3 protein-coding genes are annotated in these 7,757 nt (G+C 70.5%); all 3 read left to right on the plus strand.

Features of this window, described 5'->3' with window-relative positions; translation table 11 throughout:
- Window positions 1-784: 784 nt before the first annotated feature.
- Window positions 785-4,456, plus strand: a complete 3,672-nt coding sequence (locus FJ309_16810; protein ID MBM3956236.1) for a phage resistance protein — start codon at window positions 785-787, stop codon at window positions 4,454-4,456.
- The gene (pglZ, locus tag FJ309_16815; protein MBM3956237.1) at window positions 4,453-7,194 is read left to right on the plus strand and encodes a BREX-2 system phosphatase PglZ; all 2,742 of its coding nucleotides are present in this window, start codon (window positions 4,453-4,455) and stop codon (window positions 7,192-7,194) included. The genes FJ309_16810 and pglZ overlap by 4 nt, the downstream gene beginning before the upstream one ends.
- Window positions 7,191-7,757, plus strand: a 567-nt coding sequence (locus FJ309_16820) for a BREX system ATP-binding protein BrxD (GenBank protein MBM3956238.1), incomplete at its 3' end; no start/stop codon positions are given. The genes pglZ and FJ309_16820, both read left to right, overlap by 4 nt.

Here is a 7,757-nt window from a genome sequence, read left to right on the forward strand (position 1 = left end):
GATCATTTCCACGGCCTCCGCGAGGCGAAGGCCGATCTCGTCGGCATTGCCGTTTTCGATCGTCTGCCGAGGCCCTTGCCGCCCGACCCGTATCTCCGGCAGGAAACGTGGAGTCGCTACGAGATCGAGAACTACCTCACGTCACCGGAAGCGCTGGTCGCGTTTGCCCGTGATTACGCGATCCGCGAAAGCACGACGCCGTTGTTTGCCGACTCGACCGTCAAGCGAATGGAAGCGGCGATCGAGCTCGTGGTCGGGTCACTCCGCAATCTCGGCAAGGCGGATCCTTTCGGCCCCGACCTCAAGGTCTCGACGGAGTTTCTCGACCCCCTGTTCAAAGCCTTCTTCACGAGCATCGGGCTGCCGGAGGCGACGATGCGCAAGACCGACTACCACACCCTCGCCGGGTTCGTGAGCCGCGCGGCGCTCGCTCCGGAGATCGGCGAGATGCTCGACCGGATCCAGGCCGTCGCGGACCGGGCGGTCCCACGGACATGAGGTCGGCGGAGCCGCGGTCCGGGGCCGGCACCAGGGAATACGCCAGGCACGGCAAGACGGACTCGAGCCAGCGCACCGGCAGCCCGCCGAGGTCCAGGGAGACGGCAGGGAAACCATGCAGCGGCAGCAAAAACGGTTACGAAGCTGCAAAAACGTTTACGGACGGGCCCCGCGCCGAAAAAACGTTTACGACTTCAGGTTTTTCGCCACTCCCCTCCGACGAGTGGCGTAAGCTCGTGGCCTATTCGCCCCTGTTTCCCGAGGCCGTATTTCGGGTTCGCCCTCCATGACCCTCCTCCGTGACGTGATCGAGATCCCCGAGTCGCTCCCCGCGAATCGGTTCGTGCTCAAGCTCGCGGAGGGGGTGCTCGACCCCGCAGGGACGCTGCGCGACTACGTCGTCACCGAACAGCTCGCCAAGGCGTTCGACGAGGCCCTCGGCGTGATCCGCGACAGCCTCGCGACGCGGGCCAGCAACGGCACCTACCTCCACGGCAGCTTCGGGACGGGCAAGAGCCATTTCATGGCCGTGCTCCACCTGATCCTCACCGGCAACCTCCAGGCGCGCTCGATCCCCGAGCTGGCCAGCGTCATCCACGCCCACAACGAATGGATGGCGGGGAAGAAGTTTCTCCTCGTCCCCTACCACATGATCGGCAAGGCCTCGCTCGACGAGGGAATCCTCAAGGGCTACGTCGATCATCTCGAGCGGACGCAACCGGGCACCCCGCTGCCGCTGGTGCACAAGTCGGCCGGTCTGGTCGCGCAGGCCCGCCGCGACCGGCAGAGCTTCGGCGACGAGGCGTTTTTCAAGGTCCTCAACGAAACCCGCACCACCGGCACCACCGGCTGGGGGAAGATCGCGGCCGAGTGGACACCCGCCCGGTTCGAGGCGGCGCTCGTCGCGCCCCCCAAGGATCCGGAACACAAAGCCCTCGTCGACCGGCTCGGGCAGCGCTACCACGCCTCGAAAGACCTGCTCTCGGCCTACGTCGATCTCGACGACGGACTGTCGATCCTCTCGCGCCACACCAAGGACCTCGGCTACGACGGCCTGGTGCTGTTTCTCGACGAGCTGATGCTGTGGCTGGCAGCGCACGCCAGCAACCACACGTTCCTGGAAACCGAGACGTCCAAGCTCGCCAAGCTCGTCGAGCCGCAAAACCCCGACCGGCCGGCGCCGATCGCCAGCTTCATCGCCCGCCAGCGCGACCTCCGCGACCTGGTCGGGCCCGGGGTGACCGGAGCCGGCAAGCTCAACTACATCGACTTCGTGCGGTGGAACAGCGGCCGCTTCGGCACGATCAACCTCGCCGACCGCAACCTCCCGGTGATCGCCGAGAAGCGCGTGCTGCGGCCGAAGAGCGCGGCGGCACGGGCCGAGATCGACGCCGCCTTCCAGCGGACGGCGACGGTGCGCGCCAGCGTGATGAACACGCTCCTCACGGCCGAGGGCGACCGGAAGATGTTTCGGCAGGTGTATCCCTTCTCGCCGGCCCTGATCCAGACGCTCGTGGCGGTGTCGAGCGTGCTGCAGCGCGAGCGGACGGCGCTCAAGGTGCTGATGCAGCTCCTCGTCGATCACCGCGACACGCTGGCCGTGACCGACCTCGTGCCGGTCGGCGACCTGTTCGACATCCTCATCCATGGCGACACCGTCACCGATACCGACGTCGTCACCCACTTCGAAAACGCGCAGAAGCTCCTCCACACGAAGCTGCTGCCGCTCCTCGAAACCCAGCACGGCAAGACACGCGACGAGATCCACGGGCTTCCCCCGGCCGATCCGGCGCGGAAGGCGTTCGTGGCCGACGAGCGGCTCCTCAAGACGCTCCTCCTGGCGGCCCTCGTGCCGGAGGTGGAGGCGCTGCGCGGGATGACGGCCGAACGGCTCGCGGCGCTCAACCACGGCACGATCGCCTCGCCGATCGTCGGCGGAGAGGTGCAGGCGGTCGCCAACAAGGTGCGCGCCTGGGCCGCGCAGGTCGGCGAGATCCGCATCTCCGGCGAACCGCGCAATCCGACGATCGCGATCGTGCTGGCCGACGTCGACACCGACAGCATCCTCCAGCGCGCCGCCAGCGAAGACAGCTACGGCAACCGGGTGAAGATCATCCGCCAGATCGTGTTTCATGAGGCGCTCGGGATCGAGGATGCCGCGCTGTTCGAGCAGGAGCACGCCGTCGAATGGCGCGGCATCGAGCGGAAGGCGGCGGTCGTGTTTCGCAACATCCGCGACATGAGCCCCGACCAGCTCGCCAATCCGTCGGACGACTGGAAGGTGGTGATCGACTTCCCCTTCGACCAGCAAAACTTCTCGCCGCGCGACGACCTCACGAAGCTCGACGAGTGCCGGCGGGCGAAGGGCTCGACGAAGACGATCGGCTGGGTGCCCGCCTTCTTCTCGCAGCGCACGCTCGACGACCTCGGCCGGCTCGCCGTCCTCGAGCACGTCCTCGGCGGCAACCGCTTCGAGGGCTACGCCTCGCACCTCACCCCGGCGGCGCGGCAGGCGGCCCACGGGATCCTCGAAAACCAGCGCGACACGCTGCGTGGCCAGTTGGTGGCGGCGGTGAACCTCGCCTACGGCCTGGGGAGCGGCAGCGCCGCGGGGGTCATCGACCAGGCGCACGAGATCGACCTCGCCGACCGCTTCCAACCGCTCGCCGCCGGGCTCACGCTCCGCCCGCCGGCGCAGGCCTCGCTCTCCGGCGCCCTCGACGACCTGCTCGGCCAGGCGCTGGCCTGGGAGTTTCCGGCCGCGCCGGCGCTGGGAACGACGCTCACCACGGGGAAGCTGTCGACCGTCCTCCGCAAGGTGGTCGAAGCGAGCCAGGCCCGCGACGGCCGGGCGGCCGTGGAGCGCGACGACCGCACGCTCCTCCGCCAGATCGCCGATCCCCTGCTGCTCGGCGAGATGCCGCCCGACGGCACGCACTTCGTCATCGGCCACCACTGGAAGGATCACTTCCACCGCCAGCGCGCCCAGGACGACGGTCCGCTCACCGTCGAGAAGCTGCGTCACTGGATCGACGAACCGGGGAAGATGGGGCTGACGCGTGCCGCGCAGAATCTCGTGATCCTGGCGTGGGCGGCGCAGGGCGGCATGTCGTTCACGCTCCACGGGGGCACCTGCGAAGGCTCGATCGGATCGCTCGACGACACCTGGGTCCTCGCCCAGGAGGCACCGCCCGATCCGGCCGACTGGGCACGGGGGCAGCCGCGGGTAGGAAGCCTGTTCGGCGTGGCCGTCTCGCCGCTGGCCACCGCCGCCAACGCCGCCGCGGCAGGGGCGAAGGTCAAGGAGATAGCGGCGCGCTCGAGCGCCGCGGTGGGCCACTACGCGCGGCTGCTCGAGGCGCGGCTCGCGGGCCTGGGAGTGGCCCGCGATGCCGCCGAGCGGATGAAGACGGCCGACGCGGCCGCGGCGGTGCTCGCCGCGGTGGCGGTGGCGGCGCCGAAGGATGTCGTCGCCGTGCTCGCCCGGGCGGCCGTGCCCAACTCCGAGCGCGCGATGAGCGAGTGCATCATGAAAGCCGACACCTGGGCCCGCGCCCTCGAAGACCGGGTGTGGGATCTCGTCGGCCAGATCGGACGGGCCGACCCCGACGTGCAAAGCCGGGCCGCACCGATCCTCGCCGACGTGCGCGAGGCCCTCGGCCACGACGACCACGTGGCGACGACACCCCTGTCCGAGGTCCTCGACACGGCGTATCAGCGGCTCCTGGCCGTCTTCGTCAGGACCCCGCCGCCGGCTCCTGCGTCGTCGCCCGCCGAGCGGCAGGCGCCCGAGCCGCCGCTGCGGCCGTCGCCCGCCGCGTCCGCGCCGGCGATCCCCGCGCGCGGCACCGAGAACATTCCCGATGCCGACAGCGCCAAGGCCCGCATCGACCAGATCCGCCAGGCGCATCCCCGGGCGACGATCGAAGTCACGATCCGGTGGAGTGACGGCGCGTGAACCAGGCGAGCCCGTCCAAGGCGATCACGTTCAACCAGATCCGGGCCCGGGTCGCGGCGCTGTCACGCGGCAGGCCGATCCGGCGGCCGGTCGGGATCCGGTCGGCGGCGCGGTGGCTCGGCGAAGGGGTGCACGTCGACGGCGAGACGACGTTTTTCATCGCGCAGTGCGATTCGCCGCTCGCCCTGCGCCTGGCGCTCAAGGCGCCCCCGCCCGCCGGCAAGACGGGGGTGGTGCGGGTGTTGGTCACGAACCTCGACGATGCGGCGATCAGCCCCGACATCTTCGCGCGGCTCCACCGACCGCGGCTGTTCACGATCGACCGCTGGAGCCTCGTCCAGCAGCAGTTCGCCGCCGAGTCGATCGATCCGCGCCTCGTGAAGCACGACTGGCTCGCCGACGCGGTGGTCGAGCATCTCGGCGGCACGCGCACCGCCACGGCCAAGAGCGGGTTTCTCGACGCCGAGACGCTGTGGCGTGATCTCCTCGCCGCCACGATCGGCCTGTCGGCAGACCTGCCCGATCTCGCGGCGATCCTCAAGTGGTCGCTCGACACGGCGCGCGTCCGCCGGCTGCGTGCGCTGGCGCCGGAGCTGCGCGCGGGGATCGAGGAGTGGCTGCGGAGTCGCGCCGGCGACGCGGCGGAATTCGTCTTCGCCGTGGCCGACAAGACCGACGAGCCCGATGCGGTGCCACTGGCGCTCGTCGCCGGGGTGCTCACCGACCGGCGCGTCCGAAGCCGGACCGATCGGGCGATCGGCAAGCTCGAGGGGCTGTGGTTCGGCAACCGCACCGTGGGCGTGGCCCAGCTCGAGCGGATCGGCGGCGAGGCCGCGGCACTGGTGCGCACGTCGATGGCCGACCCGGTCGACCAGCGGCGAACCCTCGCGCGCGCCGAAGAGCTGCTCGCGGAGGTCGACGGCTCGGCGCATGCCCATGCCAGCCCGATCCTCCCCCTCGGCCACGCCCAGCGCCTGGGGATGTTCGCCGCAGCAGTCAAGGAGTTCCTCGCCGCACCAAGCGCCAACACCGACGCCGTCGAAGAGGTCGCCCGGCAGGTCCGGGCCCACGACCAGACGCACCGCAATCCGGCCGAGTCGGAGCGGCTCGAGATGGCGACGCGGCTGGTGCGTTTTCTGGCAACGCGACGCCGCGAGCGTCGTCCCGCCGAATCGCTGGCCGACGCTGCCGGCCGCTTTCTGGCCGAAGGGAGCTTCGTCGATTGGGCGCGGTCGGCCTCGGGCCGGCTCGCCGCGTCGCGCGAGCTGTCGGAGGGGCTCGACGCGCTCCACGCCGCCGCCACCCGCGAGCAGGAGGCCGCCGCCCAGGAGTTTGCCACGCTCCTGGCCGCGTCGGTCGCATCCGGTGCCTATCCGGCCGACGTCCTGCTCATCGAGCAGGTCCTCGACGCGGTCGTCGCACCGCTGGCGAAGGCCATGCCGGTGCTGCTGATCGTGCTCGACGGGATGTCGGCGGCGGTGTGCCGGGAGCTCGTCGATCACCTCACTCGCGACCGTCGCGATTGGCTCGAGATCGTCGAGGAGGGGCGCTGCTCGAGCCGGCCGGTGATCGCCACCGTGCCTTCGGAGACGAAGTATTCGCGGGCGAGCCTCCTCGCCGGCCGGTTCGCGACCGACGGCGCCGACGAGCGGGCGGCATTCGCCGCCCACCGCGGGCTCGTCGAGGCCAGCGCCGGCGGCCTCGGTCCCGTGCTCCATGCCAAGGCCCACCTGTCCGGAACGACGGTGGCGGAGGTCGTTCGCGAGGAGATCGCGTCGACGAAGCGCCGCGTCGTCGGCGTGATCGTCAACGCCGTCGACGACCACCTGGCCAAGGCCGATCAGATCCTCGTCCGGTGGACGCTCGACACGATCCCGGTGCTCGAAGCCCTGCTCCACGACGCCGCCCGCGCCGGCCGGGCCGTGATCCTCACCAGCGACCACGGCCACGTGCTCGACACGGGCACGACCGCGCGGTTCATTCCGGGGGCCGCCGGTGGCGAACGCTGGCGGGCTGTGGCCGGCCCTCCTCCCGGACCGGACGAATTCGCCCTGCGCGGGTCTCGGGTGGCGGTCCCCGGCGGTGCGCTCGTGACGTCGTGGAGCGAGTCGGTCCGGTACATCACCGCCACGAAACGCGGCTACCACGGCGGGATCTCGCCCCAGGAAATGGTCGTGGCGACGAGCGTGCTGATTTCCTCCGGCGTGACCGAGCCGGCCGGCTGGCAACCGGCGCCCGAATCGACGCCCCCATGGTGGGATCGCGACGGGGCGGCCGCAGCCAGCCGGCCCGAACCGGCCACGCCCCCGAAGAAACCGCCGGGGATGCTGTTCGACATCCATCACGAACAACCCCCGGTGCCCGACCCGAAGACGGTCCCCCCGAAGGCGGCGATGGCGGCGACCGGCGCTCCTGACTGGACCACCGCGGTGATCGCCACCGACGTGTTCGCCGCGCAGAAGAAACTCGTCACCCGCGGATACCCCGGCGACGAGATCCTCTGCCGGCTGCTCGCGACCCTCGACGCCAGAGGTGGAACGCTCACGAGCCCGGCACTCGCCCGGACGCTCGGCTATGCGACGCTCCGCCTCCCCGGCCTCCTCTCGGTGGCCCAGCGGATGTTCAACGTCGACGGCTATCAGGTGATCTCCGTCGACATCCGCAGCGACACCGTCACCCTCGACAAGCCGACGCTGCTGGTGCAGTTCGGCATGTCACCGGAGGATGCACGGCGATGAGCATCAGCCCGCGGCGTGCCGCCGAGATCGTCGACGCCCTGCGCCGCGGCACGGTACCCCGTGCCAGCCTCGATGCATTCTGCGTGGGCCTCGAGCGCTTCGAGGCGGCGGTCGATGCCGACCTCGCCGCCGTCGCGTCGGGACGCGGGGTATTCAAGGCGGTGCGCGGCGACTACGGCTGCGGCAAGACGTTTTTCACGCGCTGGCTCGCCGACCGGGCTCGGAAGCGCGGCTTCGTGACCAGCGAAGTGCAGATCTCCGAGACCGAGACTCCGCTCCACAAGCTGGAGACGGTCTACCGGCGGCTGATGGAGCGACTCGCCACCGCCGACACTCCCGACGGTGCCCTGAAGACGATTGTCGATGGATGGTTCCATGTGCTCGAGGAGGATGTCATCGCCGAAGGAGTCCCGCCCGACGATACCGCGGTGCTCCTGAAGCGGACCGACGCCCTGCTCGAAGGCCGCTTGGCCGGCATCACGACCGTCGCCCCGCAGTTCTCGGCTGCGCTGCGCGGCTATCGGATCGCGTCGGTCTCCAGCGACCGGGCCACCGCCGACGGC

The sequence above is a fragment of the Planctomycetota bacterium genome (assembly GCA_016872555.1).
GTDB lineage: Bacteria > Planctomycetota > Planctomycetia > Pirellulales > UBA1268 > F1-20-MAGs016.

What these genes read in the sequence shown, in the direction of transcription:
- FJ309_16810 (MBM3956236.1), top strand. Translation starts at nt 785, where the DNA reads ATGACCCTCCTCCGTGACGTGATCGAGATCCCCGAGTCGCTCCCCGCG.